Source organism: Leptospira yasudae (assembly GCF_003545925.1).
Lineage (GTDB): Bacteria > Spirochaetota > Leptospiria > Leptospirales > Leptospiraceae > Leptospira > Leptospira yasudae.
In genome coordinates this window covers 55,980-74,924 of sequence record NZ_QHCU01000001.1, presented here as the reverse complement: position 1 = coordinate 74,924, position 18,945 = coordinate 55,980, and the positions used below count along the sequence as shown (strand labels likewise).

Here is an 18,945-nt window from a genome sequence, read left to right as displayed (position 1 = left end):
AACAATTTCGTTTAGAATTCGGATTTAAGACCTTTTTTTCGACCGAAGTTCGAATCTTAGGCGAATTCGAATCTTCTCGCGATTAAACTCCTTCTCCGTAAGTGAAACGAACGGCATTACGCTAAAAGTTTTAGGAGAAAAAAAAATGAGAATTGGATTTAAAACGATTGATATGTTAAAAGCAGGGACCACCGCATTTCTGTTTTTAACCTTCTTGCATTGCGGAGACGGGCAGGGGAATTCTTCCAAACAGAATCTCGCGGCGCTCGCTGCGTTCCTGCCCGGCGCATCCGAATCGATCTTGAATACGAACTCTGGGAGCACGTTTCAACAAGGGATCACCTCGGCGCAAATCAACACCGCGTTTCAAACGGAGAATGACGGCAGTTTTACCTGGAACGATTCGATCCAGATCCGTTCCACGGACGGAACTTCCCTCGCCGCAAATTTGTTTCAGCCTAAGAATTTGATCGCCGGTCAAAAAGCTCCCGCCGTGATCTTTGTGAACAGCTGGGCTTTGAACGAATACGAGTATTTGGTTCCCGCAGCCAAACTCGCTAAAAAAGGGTATATCGTACTGAGTTACAGCACGAGAGGTTTCGGAATTTCGGGCGGACTCATCAATACCGCCGGACTCAAGGATCGCGCGGACTTAACCGCCGTAGTCGATTGGCTTCTTGCAAACACGCAAGCCGATTCTGCGAATATCGGTATATCAGGAATTTCTTATGGAGCCGGAATCTCTTTGATCGGAGTGAGCTTCGAACCGAGAATTAAAACCGCGGTTGCGATGAGCGGCTGGGGAGATCTCAAACGTTCCTTATACGGAAACGACACTCCTCGTCTGGTCTGGGGTTTGATCCTGATCGGCGCGGGTTATTTTACGGGGAAAATGGATCCGGTCATCGCGGAGAATTTCGGTAAACTTCTTTCGCACAACGACATCGAAAGTGTTACCGCTTGGGCCGCGGAACGTTCGCCGGCGAGTCTTGTTTCTCAACTCAACGCTTCCGGAAAACCGGTTTATATATCGAGCAACTTCGAAGATTTCTTGTTTCATCCGAATCAGATGTTGGATTACTTCGCATCTTTGACCGTTCCTAAAAAACTGGATCTGAACGAAGGAATTCACGCAACCGCGGAGATCGGAGGAGTGATCGGCCTTGCAAATCCGATTTGGACGAACGCATACGATTGGTTCGATTATTGGTTGAAAGGAATCAACAACGGAATCATGTCCAAACCTCAGGTCACGTTTCAAAAACGTTTTAACGGAGATAGGGTCACTCTTCCTTCCTGGCCTTCTCCCACCGTTTCCGAAAAGAAGTATTATCTGAAACCGAGAACCCTTTTTACGGACGGAAAAATCTCTTCGACGCAAAACACGAACAATGCGAACACGAGCATTCTTTCCGGAGCGGATACGATCGCTACGACCGGCGTTCCTTTGCTTTCGGATATTCTCGCTTCCCATCTGGAAGTTCCTGTGACCGCGTCTTTGGATTGGCTCAGCAGAATCAACGGAATCGTGTATGAATCCGATTCTCTCGGCGCGGCCTTGAAGATCAGGGGAAAAATTTTCTGGAAAGGGCAGGTTTCTTCTTCATTAGGAAAAGCGAATGTGAACGTTTACTTTTACGATGTTGCAAAGAACGGAGTCGGTAAGCTCATTACGCACGGAACCGCTTCCATCTACGAGTCCGCGTTTGAAACCGTGGATCTTACGATCGACTTGAACGCGGTCGCTTACGACGTTCCCGCGGGGAATAAAATCGCGATCGCTATCGACACGTTCGATCCTCAATACGCAGTACCGACCATGCTCGTATACGGACTCGACGTGAAACACAATCCGAACAAACAATCCACTCTTGCGATTCAATCCGAGTAGAATCGGTATGAAATTTTCGGACGAGTCGATCGATTCGGCTCGTCTTTTTCAAGTCGGAAAAAACGGAAAATTCGAGTCGTTTTCGGAAATTTTTTGTTCAATAAAAAGTTGAATTCTCGAGGAATTTGGATTCTATTACCTGATGGCAAATAGAATACTCGGTTGGTTTTTAATCCTCGGAATTATCATTCTTCTTCTCAGCATCGTGTTACCCGGTTCAAAGGATGCGAATCCGAACGATCCCGCCGCTGTCGCACAACCTCCTTGGATCGAAACCGCTCTCAGCGGAATTCTCGCCGCGATTCACGAAATCAAAACGAGCATGGCTTCTTCCAGTTCCTCCGATTCTTCCGATACGAATGCAGGTTCTTCTTCCGGCGCCGCAACCGGGGAAGACCCGAACGAGGTTTTTAATCGAGCGTATCAAGCCAACGAACGAGGGGAGTATAAACAGGCGGTCGAAGAATATTCCAAATATCTGGAATTGGTTCCGGGAGACGCTTCCGGTTATTACAACCGAGGTCTTGCGCTTTATACGATGAAACAATACGAAGATGCGGTAAAGGATTTCGATAAGGCGGTAGAGATCGATCCGAACAAAACGGCGGCCTATCTTTACAAAGGATACGGAAACGAGATGATCGACGATTGTATGCAGGCGATCGAAGATTTTCAAAAGGCGATCGATCTCGGTGAAAACAAAAACTCGGAACTCTACGGACATAAGGCGCGCTGCGAAAACAAGGACGAGGATTATACGGCGGGTTTGGAGTCGGCGCGGAAAGCGGTGAACTTGGATAAGAAGAACGCATACGCTCTTTTCGAACTCGGTTACGCGCAATACGCTCTTGGGAAATATGCGGAATCCGTAGCGAGTTATTCGAAGACCTTGTCGTTCAATCCGAACGACGAAGTCGCGTATCACAACCGCGGTCTTGCCTATGTCTTTTTAAAAAAGACATCGCTTGCTTGTAAGGACTTTCGAAAGTCTTTGGATCTAGGATACCAAGACTCCGGCAAACGCTTGAAAGAATATTGTAAGTAGGAAGCGTTTTTAACGTTTCGGATTGGCACTTCGCTTATACAAAACGAAATTTTCCGAAGTTAGAACGGGCTCGATCGTTCCGTTTTGAACGTCTTTCCGAATTCTTTGCAAAATCAATTCCGAGGAAAGATACGGAGAATTGTATCGTTGGTCGAACACGATCCATTCTTTCCATTCCCTGTTTTCCCGGATCGGATACACCGGATTGCGCAGCGAAACGAACGGCGAAAGATGAAACCCGGCAGATACGGAACTTCCCGCGGGAATCGATTTTAAAACTTCTTTGAGTTCTTGCGTTTTGGTCGTTTGCGGTCGTAATGGAATCGGATATTCGTTTTCCTTCGAGTTTCTGTAAACGCTGAACGCGAACGTTAAAAGAAGAAGAACGAAAATTTTCCGTTCTTTCGGAATTCGTTTTAAAAATTCGAAACGATGAATGAAAGAAGTTTCGGATTCTCGCGAAGGTTCGAAATCGTTTGCGGCATTTTGAATCCAAGCGGAACCGGTTCTTAAAAAAAGAATCAAAAATGGAATCAGGGGATATACGTAATAGCTGTAGAGATCCCGAACCCACGGATGCACCGAAAGTCGAAACGCGGAATACAAACCGAAAAACGGAATCAGCAGCCAGCCTCCCGTCCAATTCCAAAATCCCCATTCCAAGCTGAGATCTCGAACTCCTTTCCAATACGAAAGAATACCTTCCGGTTTTTGAATATACGAAAGCGCGGCCGAAAACGGATTCTTGCTCCCTTCTCCCCAATACTCTTTCCAGTTTCTTTGCGCGGAACTTCCCGCAAATCCGCTTAAATACGGATGGATGAGAAAAGAATAAACAAGACAGACGCTCAAAACGAAAATCCATTCTTTTCTTCTTCGCGGATCGGCGAGCAGAAGTCCGATCGAAAGCGCCGCCAAGTAGAAAGAGAGATCTTCTTTAATTCCTAAAAAGAAAACGAGTCCGAGAACGGTCATCCAATGTTTTTCTTTTTGAACGCCGATTAAAACGAATAGGATCGCGAACGGAACCAAGGCTTCAAAGTGAAGGGAATGTCCGAGCCGATACAAACCGGAAGAACCGGCCCAAAGCAAAGAAGCGCAAAGGGAAATTTCTTTCGAGACGGAAGAGGCGAGGAGATAGAAATACAAAAGAGGAATCGAAATCGCGATAAAAAAGAAAACTCCGATTCCTAAACCGAGAGGGGAGCCGAACGACATCGCAAACGGCGTTAAGAGAATAATTCCGGGAGACATGTGATGCGAAAGAAAATTCGCATTCTCTTCGGTTCCATAGTATTGCGTTTGAAAAAACGATTTGTCGATTCCCGGAAGAATCATTCTAAACTGAGCCGTGTAGTCCAAGTCGCCTAACAGAAACGAGTCGGCGGCCCTTTGCGTGTAAACAATTCCTTCCGCGAAAACGAAGACGGACCAATACGAGATCAAGACAACCGGTGAAACTTTTAAGGAACGAAAGAAAGAATGTCCGTATTTCCGGTCCGCCCCATGCAAAAAAACGCAAAGAATCAAAATTCCTGCGAGTGCAAATCCGCCGAGTCCTTTGCTTCCGAACAAGATCTGAATCGGGAGATATAAAAGAAAAAAGGGAAGGAATGAAACTGACACAGACATCTTCGTTTTATCCAAATCCTATTTCTTCTTTTTAAATTCTTCCGAAAAAAAGGATTTTGGAACGAACTGCGGAAAAGTTCGACTTATTTTCTCTCGCACGGTAGTTCGAAATTCTTCCTCTTTCCGAATCGAATTTAGATAAAAAATTATTTACAATCCTTGGATTTCCCGGAAACTCTCACAGCTTACAGCCGCGCTCATAGATCGGATTCGTGCATTAAAAAGAAGCGAGGCTGCAAATTCTCACCAACAACGAAAGGAGAAAAACAATGGCGTTTGAAAGCCCGGACGGAATGTCCTCAACGGAGAGTGTAGGTTTCCTATCTCAAATGGGAAACTCGTTTAAGAGTATTCTTACAGGAATCGTCTTGTTACCGGTGTCGTTTATCATTATTTACAACGTGGAAACCTGCGAGCAGGCGAGCGCCGCATTGAAGAACGCGGTTCCGGCGGGCCAAGCAAAAGAAGGTCAGCCTTCTTACGTGACTGGAACCTTAAAGGCGAACTCGCTCGGCGGAGAATTCGTAAAATCGGGTCCGTATATTTCGTATGCGGTGAGTTCCGAAGTGTATGCGTGGGACGAAGAAGTAAAGACCGAAGGTTCGGGAAGCAATAAGAAAGAAGTGAGAAACTGCGTTTTGGAATGGACCTCTTCTCCGGAAAATCCTTCCAGCTTTAAACTCTCCGGTTGTCGCGCGAAAGCCTATCATAGAAAATCCGTAAAAGATCAGGAAGATTCCGCGAACGGTGGAACGATCACTGCGGACGGTAAGAATTACGCGGTGAATTTAAGCGACGTTGATTTCACTTCGCAGGTTTCTTCGAGAGACGCGAACGAAGACGAAATCATTTCCAACGGTTTCGTTTATGCGGACGGTTATCTCCATAGCTCCAAGTCTTGTGCGGAATCCGAAAAGGAAGGCTGCGAACGAGTGAAGGTTTCCGTAACTCCGATTCCGGAAGGCGATATGACGTTTATCGGAGACGTGAAGGGTTCGAAAGTCGGTCAGTTCACTTCTTCGGAAGGAAATAAATTCTTGAATGCGAGCGTGGGTGGTTTTGCGGAAACGATGGCGGATATCAAGTCCGACGATAATACGATGAAATGGGTCGGAAGATTTATCGGCTTTCTCGCGATGTTTGGGAGTTTTACTATGATGGCCGGTCCTCTGACTTCCCTGCTCAGCTTTATTCCGTTTCTTGGGGATTTGGGCAGCGGTCTGATCAAGGTAGTTTTAGGAGTGATCGCCTTTGTCATCACGGCGATCACCATTCTTCTGATTAAATTCTGGTATATCTGGTTGATTCTCCTTTTGGGAGGAATCGGATATGCGATCTACAAGAAGAAATACGCGCCTCAAAGCGCTGGTGCATAGGTTTTCCATCGATTTTTAAATCGGAGAAGGGCCGGTCTTCCGTCCAGGGGAGGCCGGCCCTTTTTGTATTGAGAGGCTTTTTGCTTTAAAAATAACGATCGTTATATTAAACATGAGCTTTTTATCATGTATTGTAGCGATCGATATAAAATTTGAACGATTGATATAAAAAAACATTTGCATATATTTGCAAAATAATTAGAATTTAGTATATATATAAATCTCCGTAACGAACGTTACAGGGGAATGCCTCCAGGGAAACCGACGAAGAGGATTTTAGGGATGAATTTGAAAACAAACAGCAATCGAAAGTCAAACTTTGCCCTCGCTATTTTTGAAAATCGAATTCTATTTTATAGAATTCTAATGGCTTTTCAGATTGCGCTCCTCTTTGTACTCGGATGTAAACCGCAATCCACCAAATACGATACCAAGGTTTTCTTTGATAACGTCAATTCGTACGACGGAATTTCCCTATTTACGGTTTTGAACGGATTCCCCGTTCTCAAAAGCTTTTTTGTCAGTTTAGATCCCGTTGATTTCAACAAAGCCTTGGGTGACAACCTGGCAAAAGCAAGCCGGGAAGACAATCTCGGAACCCTTCGTGCCACTCAGTCCGCGCTTTTGGTAAGCCGTTCCAGCATTCAGACCTTGAGTTCCGACGGAGCTTCATTGATCGAAAAGATGGAAACTACGAATCCCGCCGCGTACGACGCGGTTCAACCTCTTTTTGAAAAAATCCGCGCGTATCCGAAACCGGTGGTGCGGAATCTGATTCCGATTTCGGCTAACGCGATTCGTCAGGAGTATCTTTCCAAAACGAAGGACCAAGTCACTCAGTCCATTCAACAATTTGCATCCGATTTAAAAAGCACAAGCACGCGCGATCTTTTAGTGGAGATCGAAGACGTCGGTTATAAGGGTTTGGTCGCGAACGCGAACGCAAGAGCCGGCGTGGAAAGTCTTTTGAACGGTTTCTTTGACCCGGCGCTGGTCGCCGATCGCTCTCTTAAGGACGGTTTTATTTCCATTATCTACGACTTGGGCGAGATGATGTTCAAGCGCGCGGGTTTCAGCGATTTCAAAACTCCGAATACCGCGATGAAAGAATTGGTTTTCAATTTGGATAAGTATTTCACGGCGGGAGGAGCGCAACACAACGCGGATTACGGCGATCCTCTGCATCCCGCAGAACTGAAATCGTTTCTAATGGAATCGTTTCAGATCGTCCGCAGCCTTTTGGATACGGGAACGTTAACCGCAACACCGGTCAATCTTCTTCAAAAAACGGCGGAGAATCTGGCTTTGTTGGATTTTGCCGTTGCGCCCTCCAACGTGGACAATTCCCTCAAGGAACTGATCCGAATCGACGTGGACGGTAAGGATCGCGCCTACGACGGAACGAGCCGTTCCATGTCAGCCCTCGAAACCCTTTTCGTGGTTTTAACGATCGCCAACAACTACGGTTTTACCTGGGATACTGCGGCCACCGGGAACGATTGGGTAAATGGAACCACGGGCGGAGAATTGACCGTAGGGGACGCCATTCATTCCTTAAAGTCGGTGATGGGCTCTTCGGATTCATTCAATTTTAAGAATATTACGAATTTAAGTAAGAATAGCGGGAAAGTTTATCGCAACGGCGCAGTTCATTCTTTCGATTTGAACAGCCGCGTTCTTTCCCTTTTGGAAAATAATGCGAGAGGAATTACCGCTCCCGTTACCGATCCGGCCGCGGCGAACTTCGATCGAGTTTACAATAAAACGCTTCCTTGGGCTCTGAATTGGATCAAACGAGTGACATACGGCGGATACGGTCCTTATTACAACAAAAACCGCAGAGACGGCGCGGGAAATTATCTGTCCCCGGACGGAACGATCACTCGCAACAACGATTTATCCGAAACCCTGTATCAATCGAGTTGGCAAACGCACAGTTACGAGGTTCAGCTCAATCTGCCCGCTCCGAATAACACGAAATATGTGGGATTGCGCGGAAATTATCAGAACGGAGCGAACGTTCCGAATACGTTTTATAACATCACCGAAATTCCGAAAACCGACGCACAACGCGCGGTGGACAGCGACGAAGAAGCCTTCTACAAAAATCTCCAGTGGCTCATGTATGAAAAACGGTTTGTTGCCGTTCTTCCCGTTCGTGCAAAATTGGCCGCAACCGTCGCGTTCGAAGAGGCTTTATTTATCACCGCGATCGGGAACGGTCTTGTGGGAATGCTCAATCTCAAACCGAATTGTAATCCTACTTCCTGCGCGGCGGACAACGGACGCTGGACCATCGACAATGCGAACTACGTAAAAACATACAGCGCGGCCGGTTCCGATCTAACGCATCTTTCCAACACTCCCGGCGATTCGGTGATGCTGCTCGAAGGTTGGGGATTCGGAGCAGACGGCCAACAGGCCTTTCAAGTCACGTTCGTATATCCTGCGCTTTGGTCCTTGATCGTTCCGAATCCGGATTTGATCTACGGTATGCTTCCTCCGGTGATTTCGTTGAACGTTCCCGTTTTGGAACGACTGGGTTTTACCACTTCCACGAAAGTGATTCCGGATCTTGTGAACAGCAATTGGAGTCAGAGAAACACCCTCACTCCTCTCGTTGTCGCATTAGCAAAAGCGATGGACGATCAAGTCTCCGGTCAGCAGACCGCAGGATTCAAAAATCCTTATACTCTTCTTACCAACCTTTCCGAAATTCTTTCCAGACCTCTCGTGTTCTTCGGTCCCGATACGACCGCGACCAATCCTACGAACCCGGCGCCTCCGAGTTTCACGCAGGTCCGTATCGTGGGAATGGCGGACGGTTTTCGGAATCCGGTCGCTTCGGTGATGGAATACTATCCGATCACGAGTTCGGGCGCGCAGGAATATAGAACCTTGATCAGCGTTCTCTCCGAAAACACGAGACGCTTTCAAGACGGGGCTTTGAACTTAATCGGTAAAACGCAACTTCTTACCGGGCTTACGAAATTCTTAGGTCAACTCGGTCTTCCGGCTAACGTAAACGTTAAGACGAAGGTCTTCAACGGATTAAAACTCGTGATGGGTGAAATCAAACTTACCGTGGAAAGTCCGACCGCGACTCAGTTCAACATTGAAATGAAGTTCACGGAATGGAGAGACAAGGTAGCGAACTATCCGACCGTCAACGGAACGAACATCTTCGATCCTTTGTGGAGCGGAGTGGACGACGTCGTGAATCTGTTTAAGGATTATCTTTCCAGAAGTTCCGGTTGGTCCGTCGTTGCGAGTTTGGATTTTCTTCTGAATCTTCTTTTGGATATCTCTCCGAGCAGCGCCGATATTACGCAGCTGTTGAATTTGGCTTCTTCCCTTTTTTACAACGCAGATAATACGAGATCGTATACGATCACCAATATTCTCACGCAAAGTCTTCCTCCCGTGCTGGAAGCGATGTCTCCGTACGGAAGACCTTTGTATGGAACGGGTTATTATCTCGCTGCGAGCGGCGGTTTTTTCAGTTATCTGGAAGCGAAGATGTTTATGAATCCTTCCTTTGCCGTGAAGGATCTGTTCGCGGACGTGAAAAATTTCCTACGGTCGGACATCATCCAGAACAAGGAAGATACGAACCGTTCCTTTTTATTTTCGACGGGAACCTTGATCCGTCAGATGGCGGACATCTATCAGGCGGGAAGAAAATTCTCACCCGTCGGTTTTTACATGTATGACAATTGGAACAACGATCAACCGACGTCGACGTTGTGGGACGATATGAACTTTATGTTTTCGGTGCAGTAGTGATGAGAATAAATACAGAGAAGAACGGGGTAATCAAGATGAACGGAAAGAAACGTATAATCCTTTCGGGAATTCTTTCGGTCGTGGTATGTTTTGTATCGGCTTGTTCGGGAGAGAAAAACGCGAATTCTCCTTTGAACAGCGTCTTATCCCTTTTCGGAGTGGCGACTGATACTTCGGTTTCGGCTAACGTGGTCGCTCCTTATACGGAGACGGATACTCCCGCGAGTCTTCCTGCCAACTTCGGAACCGCGGCTCCCGAAGCGATTCTTTTTATTTCATCCACATCGGACGTGGATCGTTATAAAAGTATCGAGATCCGTTTTTCTCATCCTATGAACAAGGCAACCGTTCAAGCGGATTTGTCCTTATCTCCGAGCGCCGGAGTCCTGCCCGGTCCGGGAAAAGGCGGGGTTTTTTATTGGGCTTCCAGTTCGCGTTTGGTTTTCGATCCGTATCGGGAATTTAAAACCAACGAACAATATACTCTGAGTTTAACGAGCGCGTCCAAAACGATCGACGGTCAAAATCTTACGAACTATTCGCAGAGTTTCACCACGGAGCCGGACTATTTGATGACGAATAAGATCAATACGACGAACACTCTCGGCGGAACGAACGACGTCACGTTCAACAAGGCGACTACCCCGACCTTGACGTTGACTTCCACGTTCAACAATCCGGTCGTCGGTGCGAACTCGATCCAATCCATCCAACTCAAACACATGGGGGATACGAACACGACTGGGATCAACATCTGCAATTCTCCGTGTAACATGAGTTCTACGCTTACCACCAATCTGACGACTTCGGCGATTCCTCCCTTTATCGGAGGGAACGTTTATTATTACGAAATCACCGTCGCTTCCGGAAAAGTGTTTAAACGATTTGCGACGTTCAATTACGGAAACGTAAATACCGCACCGAACAATCCGATCGTCAACGGCGGTTCGTTGATTCTCGATCAGGCGCAGGCGATGCCTTTCTTGTCCAAGGTTCTCGAACGATTCTCCGCAGGAAATTTTAAGGTAAACGGAAAGACCTTCAATCAGTTTGCCGATTCCGATAAAACGACCACGAGAAGATCGAGCTATTGTATCGATTACAACGGGATCGGAAGTTTTACCATGCCCGCCTACATCCGTTACTACGGAGATTCCGCAACTGGATTCGGAGACGGTTATTGCGGACCGGCAGGGGATAATCCGGGAGGCTTTACGGAAGAAGGTTGTGCGACCGTGATCTTCACAAGCTGCACGGATTTCGATATCGACGTTTATATCACAGGAATCACCGTTTATACGGGAGTGGCCGGTTATCCCGGGTTGAAGAACATCGGCGTATCGATGGTCGCGAACAATACGGGAGAATTGGGATTCGACTTCAAAGGAAAAACACTCGCAGTCGACATGATTATGATCGCGAGAAGCCGCGGTTCTCTCTTTTTGGTGATCGGCGCGGGGAACCGTTTCGTATTCTCGACGACCGCCTATCTGAACTACAACGACGCTCCGCCTGCGGACCGTTCCACGACCGGAAAGGCGAGTCTGACCGTAGACACGAACGGAGACGCTTCGCTTAACATTTTTACTCCGATTACGAACTTGACCAACTTCAATACGACGGATTGGTCGAACAATCTTACGGTAAAGGATAGAACCGGAAGAGTGAACTCGGTTCTTCTTGAGGCTACAACGAGCGGAATCGCGGGCTGGTTGTCCGGAACCACGGAAGGTGCGGCGAACGGAATGGTTCCTTCTTTGACTCCTCTCATCACACGTTCGATGCTTCGTAACTTTATCGAAGACGTGGCTCCGTCCGTTTTGAACTCCATCATCGGGTCCTTGAAAAATCCGGGAGTCAATATCGCTCTGCCTTCTTATCTTCCGGCGCCTTTGGCTAACTTCGCGTTGAACATCAAGATTCAGTTGGGTGCGGATTCTCAAGTGCGCGTAACGGGATTGAACAAGGGAATCGTGGGTTCCATCGATCTCGGAATCTCGGCGGCGAGTCCGATCGGTTCTCCTCGTACGCATCAAGTTACGAACGGTTTCGTAGTCAGCAAGCCGACCGGAGCGATGAGCAATCTCTATCAATTTTCCAACAGCAACGCCAATCCAGGTCTTCTTCTTTCTTTGACGGTCGACTCGATCACACAAGCCGCGTATCATCTTTGGAAGAACCGGGCTTTGGATCTGAGCATCGATAAGGCGTTCATCGATACGATCAAGCTGTATGCGGGAAGCGATCCTCTCTTTCAATTGACGGAATCGCTGATTAAGGTTTCTCCGATCGTAAACATTCTCGCTCCGGGAAGATCGTCTTTGATCGGAATCGATCCCGTAACGGGAGCGGTTGTTCCCGCGATCAGCGGAACGGACGACATCATCATTCAGGTGAGTCCGATTCAAGCTCCGAACGGAACGTTGAAGCCCGTGGTGGGAACCGCTAAGCCGAAATTGGAAGTGAACTTCACCGATATCCAACTTTCGATCTTAGGAAAGAGAGCGGACAACTCCACCTATCTCATCAGTACGGCGAGAGCGAGTTTGAAAGGACTTGCGGATTTCGATTTCGTAACCTTTTCCAATCCGACGGGAAATCCTGCGTATGCGAATCTCAACGCGTTGCAGATCAAAATTTCAAACGGTTCGACCTTGTCTTACACGTTGGATATTCTGGAAGGTTCTTCCGGTGCGGGGGCGCCGAATCCGTTCGGTCTGGATCCGAAAGGAATTCTCTCCGTGGTGGATCCCCTGGTTCCGTCCTTGATCGTTCCTCTGGTCAACAACGTCTTGAAGGAGATTCCGCTTCCTGCAAGCATCAGTTTGCCGGCGCTTACGCATCCGACCAACGGAACCGCTTGCGGAATCATTACGAAAACGACACATTCTTATCTCTATACTCTGCCGATCGCGGATACGGAACCGTATCCGTACGTATTCGGAGGACTTCGTTTAACATCGGGCGGACCTGCCGCGGCGGATCCGGGCGTGTTGATTACCTGTCCATAACCGAGCGACCAAAGAAGGGAGGTTTGAGCTTTCTCCGCGCTAAGGATGGGGAGCGTGCGGAGCAGTCGCCTCGTTAAGAGGCGACCGAAGGCGTTAGCCGGAGCGCGGAACAAGCCTGGTCTGCGCGCCTATTTCATATTTTCGTCAATTACGTTTTTTGCAAGCGCGCAGAAGCGCCCCGCATTCGTTTCTGGGACACATTCAGATTATTTAAAATACTCTCGAAACAAATGCGAGGAATACGAGGATCATCTCCAATAGGAAAGAATCATCGCGATCGTCTGAAGCGCCACGAAGTTGTATCCGGCGTTGATCGAAAAAAGTTTCCAGGATCTTCCTTCAAAGGCCACGTTGTTCAGAAGCATCGGAACGTAGAACCCGAGCCAAGTGTAAAATCCGGAAAAGAATCCGTAGACATAAGCCGGACTGTCTTCACCCGCGTGCCAAGAGGAGGCTCTCCAAACGTTCGTGGTGTAAAACAGAACGTAACTCGTTAGAAAAGAACCGATGACCATGATTCCCATAGCCTTCAGCATTTCCTTCGTTTCCGGTTGAACGTCCGAGGGAATGGAAAGTTCCTTCATCCAGGCTTTTCCAAAAATCGGGCCGTACCAAAACCAGCCGATGACGACGTTCGCTGCGACCGCCGCTAAAACCGCCAGATAATTGATGTGTAGTTCCGGGTGCATAATTACTCCTTTTCTCCGAGAAGGAGAATTGTATAAGGCCCCGCCGAACGGATGTCAAGCGGTTCTTAAGCGGCCGAAGGAAGAGGGAGCTTTTCGTAAAAGTCGCAGGCACAAAAAAACCCGGCCGAAGCCGGGCAGCGGATGTTGGTTTTGGTTAAAGAGAAACTTATTGTTTACCGTAGGTCTCGTCCTTTTGAACGTCGTTCGGAGGAGTCCAACCTTCCGGAGTGTGGCAAGAAAGACAGTTCTTTAAGGAAGCGTTCTTTTTCAGTCTTGCTTCGAAACCGGAGAGAGCTTTCAGCTTCTTAATAATTCCTTCATATTCAACTTTCTTCATATCGGAATCTTTGGGAGAAACGACCGTTCCTTGCCCCTTTTCCTGAAGAATTTCCTTCCCTTCCGAATCGGAGACCAATACTTTCCCTTCGCAGGTGCAAAAGGAAGAATCCTTCGTTTTCGGATCGTATAAAACGGAGAAGGAAGTCCCGCGAACGCCCGCGGTCGATGTCGCGGTAGCCACGTCGAATTTTTTGCCTTTCAGTCCGACGATCTTGAACCAAGCGAAACCTTGATTCACCTCGACGCGTCCGTCCTTGGATTCACCGTGGAGGCTGGCGAGTTTTACCTTACTGTTCTGCTGAATCTTGAATTCGGAACCCTTGTAAACGATGGTGATCCTGGACCCGTTTCCGGTGGAAATTAAATCTCCTTCGTCCACGAAATCGTTCGATTTGAGAGGCTCCCAAGAGGTTTTACCGGTCTTCTGAACATGAGCTTTTCCTAATAAAAAGCCGACCTTTGCGTCTCCCGTTTTCGATTCCTGACTCAGAAGAACGATCGAACTTCCGGTTAACGTAAGCGAGAGAAGTATCGATGCGATCTTGAATTTGCGGTTCATAAAAATCTCCTAATTTAAAACTCTATCGTTGTCTTTAAGATAATCTGTCTATCTAAGGCGGAGTGGGAAAGAATCCCCGGTCCCCCGGCTCCGTTAAACTGATTCAAATATTCCCGTTCGGTTCTTTCGGTCCCGTTCACGTCGATGTAAGAATTCTGCGCGATTCCTCTGGAATCGAAATTCTTATTCTCCACATAACCGAGAGCCATCCGAAATTGAGGCATCACGATCCACTCGAAAAAGACGCTGATCCTTCTGAAGGAACTCTTGCTCGCATAACCGTTGTTCGACGTTTCGGGAACGGACGTTGCAAGGGCCGTAGGCAGCGTCTGCGTGGAAACGGGAACTCCGGTTCCCGGTATCCATTCTTTCTGCTGGGAATCGGTCGTGCCTACGATTCCGTTATTCCCCGTTCCGCGTTCGATTCTTCCTAAAACGGAAAAGTTACCGATTCCGATGGAAAGCCACGCGTAAGCGCCTCTCCCGAAACGATCCTTTCCGTAAACCAAAGGCGCGGAAAAGGGCTGGAAACGATCGCGGAGTTCTCCTGCGTATTGCCTTTTAAAGAATGCGCCGATACCGAAGTTCACTTGAACCGCGCCGTTCCAAATTAAATCGAATTCGGAACCGGCCGTGTCGGATTGTAGGGAACGATTGCTTTTGAAATAGCTGGTGTTCGGATCGAGATCGCTTCGAACGCAGGTTGTTTTCCCTTCGTAACATTCGTTTTTGCGCGCTCCGAACGCGTTTTCCCTTCTGTAAAAAAGATGAAATCCCGCTTTTCCTTTCTCGCCTAACTCCGGTTCTACGGATACCCGGGAAGATACGTCCATCCCCGCCGAATTGGCGTTTTGCGATTCTCTGTATCCTTCTCCGTTGCTCAACATCAGCTGGGAGCTTACGATCGACCACTTTCCGGTCGCGCTGAGTCCGATGTCGGCCGGTTGCGGAGAAAAGCCAAGGGATTCAAGTGGACCCCTGTCTATATATCTCCACTTCCAATAATTGCTCCATTGAGTGTATGTGTGAGGCAACTCCTGCATTCCGAAGTTGAGCGTGTAATTTCCCGCGGAAGTTTCCCAGGTTTTCTTAATGCTCGCTCTGCGGATGGCGATCACGTACGGATTCGGCTTCGTTCCTCCGTCCAATCGTGTATCCGCTGTTAGCTGGGCGTTGCGGACCAATTCTCCCCAGAGCTCGGTTTGTATTCCGGTTTCCTGAAACGTTTTCGAGATCATCAATAAGGTCCAAGGAGTGGAGAAGCCCACTTTGTCGTTCGGATTCAAATAGGGATTGGCGCCGTTGTTTACCGTTCCCGCCGAGTCGCTGTTCAGCTTTTCCCCGTAGGAGGGCGAGATGACTCCCCGCACGTCCAATCCGTAGTAGGCGTCCGGTTCGTCTTTTTTTGTTGTAACTACTGGCTCTGCAAACATGGTCTCAGCCGTTAATAAGAACGATGATATTAGAATGAAACGGATCGATTGTATTTTCATGATTCCTCTGAACCGTTAGTAGCCGGGAAAAAGTTATTTCCGTCAATTTTTTATGCGATTTCATTCTTCTTCTTTTCCTCTTAAAAAAAACAAACGCTGGCAATTCTTTTCCCAAAAGAGTATGCTCTTGGGAAATGAAATGCAGGTTTTGAGGAATCAAAGGATGAAATCCGGAATGACGGGAAATAAATTGTGCGTTCCAATGCATATACTAAGCAGGTGAATTGAAAATGAACTCCGGTAAGCGCATACGCTGGTTTAAACTTTTTTTCTGGTTCTCTATAAACACAGTCATCGGAACCATGAACGCCCTTTTGATCGCGCACAATTCCGAGTCTCCTTTTTGGAAAGTCTTTCTCGCCACCCAAATCACCACGCATTTCGTCTGCGGGATCGTGGAGATGACCGTTGAATCCCTGAATTCCTCGGGACAAAAGCACGGATTTATAAAATCGGGGGCCATTTTAATATTAGCATCTTGTTTTGCGGCGATCGTGGGAGTTGCGGCCGGAGGAATTCTTCACGCGATCGCCTTGGCCGATGAAACTCCGGGAAGACATCACAGCGGTTCGTACAATATCCTTTTAAGTTCCTTGATCCTCGCGCTCTTTATCTCCGTATTGGAAAAGTCCATGCAGATTCTCATCGAAAAAAAGAAGGAATCCGAAAGCGCGCTCAAGGAACTGCACTACGCCGCGCTTCAATCGAGGATGGACCCGCATTATCTATTCAATACTTTGAATACGATTCACGCTCTTTTGGAAATCGATCCTGCGAGAGCGGACCGTGCAATTCTCCTTTTATCGGATTCGTATCGATTTTTAACCGAAAGGCATTCCGAAAGACTCGTTTCGTTTCGGGAAGAATGGGAATTTACGAGAAACTATCTCGAGCTTCAGAAAATCCGTTTCGCCGATTTTATGGAACTTAGAATGGAAAGCAAAGGGGACTTTTCCGGAATTTCGATTCCTCCCTTGTCGATTCAGCCTTTGGTCGAGAACAGTTTCAAACATTCCGTAAATTCGGGAGACGTGCAGAGAAAGATCTTCGTAAGCGCGGAAATAAAAAACGGAAAGATACGGATTTCGATCGAGGACAACGGAACGATCTCCACGTCGAGAAGACAGTATTCCGGGCCGGGGGGAGGATTTGGAATGCAGGCGATACGAAGCACTTTGAGAAACATTCAGGCGCGACTGGATTATAATTTCCGGGACGCCATATTAAAATTGGAAGAAGGGGAGACCGGAGGAACCACGGTTCTTTTGGAATATTCCGTATGAAAGATTTATTATATTCTGTTTTGATTGTGGAGGACGAGGCTCCTGCCCGGGAACTTCTCCGCAAATATCTGGAAGAATGGACTTCCTTTAAGATCGATGCCGTCGCCGGCAACGGCCGTCAAGCGCTCGAGGTTTTGGAACGGAAGAATTTCGATCTTGTCTTTCTGGATGTGAATCTTCCGGAAAAATCGGGGATTCAGGTTTTGGAGGAGAAGGGCAAACCCGCTCCTGCGCTCGTGTTTACGACCGCATATCGGGATCACGCATTGCGCGCTTTCGAGGCGGGCGCTTTGGATTATCTGTTAAAGCCGTATTCCCGGGAACGATTTCGGGAAACGATGACCCGTGTGGAGGAATTCTTGTCCGTCCGCAAAAAAGGGAACAAGGCCGAAGCCTATTTGTTTTTTCGGGAATCGGGGATTCTGCACCGTCTCAGTCTTTCCAAACTTTTGTATCTGACCGCAAACGGAAAAAAATGCGTGCTGCACAGCACGGAAAAGGATCATGAAACTCCGAAACTTCTGGGGGATTTGGAAGAGGAACTTCCGGGAGATCGTTTTGTGAGAATTCATAAAAAGTATATTCTTAATTTGGAATATATTTCGGGGATGAAGTCGAACGCGGGCGGTGGATACGAGGTGTTTCTGAACGACGAGGACGAAACGGTTCTCCCCGTAGGACGCGAATACGTCTCCGTATTAAAGGAAAAATTCCGGGAAAACGTGAACTAATCCCGGAACCAATGTTTCTTTCGAAACCAATAGATCATTCCCGGAGGAATCAAGGCCGCGCCTGCGACCGTGATGTATAAAAACGGAACGCTGTCGTAGGGAATGGCGGTGAAGTTCATTCCGAAAAATCCGGTAAGAAAGGTCAGAGGCATAAAGATCAAACTGATCAACGTAAGTCGCTTAACAACGTCGTTCGTTCTTTGAGAAATCACGGAAAAATACGCGTCCATCGTGTTTCCCAAAAGATCCCGATCCATATCGATCGTTTCGTAGAGTCTGTTCAAATGATCGTAAACGTCCCGGAAATAGATCTGAATTTTGGGGCTTAAAAAATTGTTGTCTCTTCGGATTAAACTGTTCACGATTTCGCGTTGCGGGGAAAGAACCCTTCGAATGCGCGTAAGATTTCGTTTTAAAAAGAGAATTCCCGCGATCGTCTGTTGGCTGTCTTGGTTTACGAGGATCTGCGCTTCGATACGCACGATTTCCTCGCTCATCTTATCGAGGATCGGAAAGTTGGAATCCACGGTTTGATCGAAAAGCATATACAGAATCTGATCGGTTCCACGGGAAAGAGGGTTGCCCTGTGTCATACAACGCGATCGCAGTTGTTCGATCAAAGGTTCCTCCTTTTGATGAACGGTGACCACGAACTTCTCGTTATAAAAGATATGGATCTCGTTGCTTCGGAGAATCTTTTTTTCCGCGTCGTATTGGAAACGATGTAGAACGATAAAAATATACGAACCGTATTCTTCCAGTTTCGGTCTTTGGTTTTTATTGATGCAATCTTCGATCGCGAGCGGGTGAAAATTGCATTCTCTTGCGAGAAAATCGAGATCCGCTCCTTCGGTAGAATCCAAATCGATCCAAACGAGTCCCTTGCTGCAGAGCCATTCGAGTTCGGGAATTGCCTCCGGTTTGTCGCCCGCTTCCAAAAGGACTTCGCAGGGACCGGCCACCGTTTTTTCCTGGCCGCCTTCGGGAAAGGATTCCGTAAGTAAGATTCGTTTCAAACAGAGAGTCTCCGACGGATGAGACTATCCGGCAAAGCGAGGCTGGCAAGGAAATAAATTTAGGGAGAATTTGTCGTAGGTACGACAGGATTTG

At 47.6% G+C, this 18,945-nt stretch carries 12 protein-coding genes; 7 read left to right on the top strand and 5 right to left on the bottom strand.

All coding sequences use genetic code 11. The annotated features are described in order from the left end of the window. Positions 1-145 precede the first annotated feature (145 nt). Both DLM76_RS00335 and DLM76_RS00330 read left to right on the top strand, forming a co-directional pair. Positions 146-1,891, top strand: coding sequence for a CocE/NonD family hydrolase (locus DLM76_RS00335; RefSeq protein ID WP_118964065.1), 1,746 nt, complete (start codon positions 146-148; stop codon positions 1,889-1,891). Positions 1,892-2,033: 142 nt separating this feature from the next. Continuing rightward, a complete protein-coding gene (locus DLM76_RS00330; protein ID WP_118964064.1) occupies positions 2,034-2,936 on the top strand; it encodes a tetratricopeptide repeat protein in 903 nt (300 codons plus the stop codon). 9 nt (positions 2,937-2,945) lie between these two features. Here DLM76_RS00330 and DLM76_RS00325 read toward each other — a convergent pair whose 3' ends face one another. Beyond that, positions 2,946-4,568 carry a DUF2079 domain-containing protein gene (locus DLM76_RS00325; RefSeq protein WP_118964519.1) on the bottom strand — a complete coding sequence of 541 codons (1,623 nt, stop codon included), beginning with the start codon at positions 4,566-4,568 and terminating at the stop codon, positions 2,946-2,948. 269 nt (positions 4,569-4,837) lie between these two features. Between DLM76_RS00325 and DLM76_RS00315 the strand changes: the two genes are divergently transcribed. From DLM76_RS00315 to DLM76_RS00305, 3 genes are all read left to right on the top strand, one after another. Beyond that, complete coding sequence (locus DLM76_RS00315; protein ID WP_118964063.1) at positions 4,838-5,944, top strand: TMEM43 family protein; 1,107 nt, start codon at positions 4,838-4,840, stop codon at positions 5,942-5,944. A 282-nt stretch (positions 5,945-6,226) separates the two neighbouring features. Beyond that, entirely contained in the window at positions 6,227-9,727 is a 3,501-nt protein-coding gene (locus DLM76_RS00310) for a hypothetical protein (protein ID WP_118964062.1), read from the top strand. Between the two features lie 2 nt (positions 9,728-9,729). Then, positions 9,730-12,741 (top strand): Ig-like domain-containing domain, encoded by a 3,012-nt coding sequence (locus DLM76_RS00305; RefSeq protein WP_118956412.1) that lies wholly within the window; start codon positions 9,730-9,732, stop codon positions 12,739-12,741. Positions 12,742-12,989: 248 nt separating this feature from the next. Here DLM76_RS00305 and DLM76_RS00300 read toward each other — a convergent pair whose 3' ends face one another. From DLM76_RS00300 to DLM76_RS00290, 3 genes are all read right to left on the bottom strand, one after another. Next, positions 12,990-13,430 carry a DUF1761 domain-containing protein gene (locus DLM76_RS00300; RefSeq protein ID WP_118964061.1) on the bottom strand — a complete coding sequence of 147 codons (441 nt, stop codon included), beginning with the start codon at positions 13,428-13,430 and terminating at the stop codon, positions 12,990-12,992. A gap of 166 nt (positions 13,431-13,596) precedes the next feature. Continuing rightward, a complete protein-coding gene (locus DLM76_RS00295) occupies positions 13,597-14,328 on the bottom strand; it encodes a FecR family protein (RefSeq protein ID WP_118956414.1) in 732 nt (243 codons plus the stop codon). 14 nt (positions 14,329-14,342) lie between these two features. Further along, positions 14,343-15,821 (bottom strand): hypothetical protein, encoded by a 1,479-nt coding sequence (locus DLM76_RS00290; protein ID WP_118956415.1) that lies wholly within the window; start codon positions 15,819-15,821, stop codon positions 14,343-14,345. 230 nt (positions 15,822-16,051) lie between these two features. Here DLM76_RS00290 and DLM76_RS00280 point away from each other — a divergent pair, with 230 nt between their 5' ends. Both DLM76_RS00280 and DLM76_RS00275 read left to right on the top strand, forming a co-directional pair. Continuing rightward, positions 16,052-17,104, top strand: a complete 1,053-nt coding sequence (locus tag DLM76_RS00280; protein WP_118956417.1) for a sensor histidine kinase — start codon at positions 16,052-16,054, stop codon at positions 17,102-17,104. Then, positions 17,101-17,835 carry a LytR/AlgR family response regulator transcription factor gene (locus DLM76_RS00275; RefSeq protein WP_118964059.1) on the top strand — a complete coding sequence of 245 codons (735 nt, stop codon included), beginning with the start codon at positions 17,101-17,103 and terminating at the stop codon, positions 17,833-17,835. Before DLM76_RS00280 ends, DLM76_RS00275 begins: the two co-directional genes overlap by 4 nt. On the opposite strand, the gene corA is transcribed toward DLM76_RS00275, so the two are convergent. Beyond that, positions 17,832-18,851, bottom strand: coding sequence for a magnesium/cobalt transporter CorA (corA, locus tag DLM76_RS00270; RefSeq protein WP_118956419.1), 1,020 nt, complete (start codon positions 18,849-18,851; stop codon positions 17,832-17,834). The genes DLM76_RS00275 and corA overlap by 4 nt on opposite strands. Positions 18,852-18,945 lie beyond the last annotated feature (94 nt).